Source organism: Paraburkholderia sp. RL17-381-BIF-C (assembly GCF_046026435.1).
GTDB lineage: Bacteria > Pseudomonadota > Gammaproteobacteria > Burkholderiales > Burkholderiaceae > Paraburkholderia.
Window position 1 is genome coordinate 1 of record NZ_JARESX010000226.1, and the last position, 520, is coordinate 520.

Sequence of the window (520 nt, forward strand, 5' to 3'; positions counted from 1 at the left end):
GTGTCGCGCGCAGTTGTAAATTGATACAGCAACGCAGTTAGGAATTGATACACCTCGTTGTAGGGTTGCTCCTTTTGGGCGGCCCGTGATCAGCTACGAGGAGTACATGGAAATCGAGATTCTGCGTCGCCAGGGAAACAGCCTCCGGGACATCGCTGTCGAGACCGGCATGGCAGTCAACACAGTCAGGAAGTATCTGGAATCGGGTCCGCCGCAGCGTAAGGCCCGGCAACCAGTCGTCGGCAAGCTTGCACCCTTCAAGGCCTATCTGCAGGGCCGCGTCGAAGCAGCGAAGCCGGACTGGATTCCGGCGACGGTGCTCAAGCGGGAGATTGAGGAGCGCGGCTACACGGGCGGCCTACGCCGGGTGCAGGAGTATCTGCAGAAGCTTCGACCCGCTGCACGCCCCGACCCGGTGGTCAGATTCGAGACAGAGCCGGGACATCAGATGCAGATGGACTGGATTGAGTTTCGTAAGCCGGGGCACAAACTCGGCATGCTCGCGGCGTTCGTTGCGACG

General features: G+C 60.4%; 1 protein-coding gene. It reads left to right on the forward strand.

Annotated features, from left to right (window positions below):
- Positions 1-85: 85 nt before the first annotated feature.
- The coding region (locus P0D70_RS36805) for an IS21 family transposase (protein ID WP_459252455.1) at positions 86-520 on the forward strand (435 nt) is incomplete at its 3' end.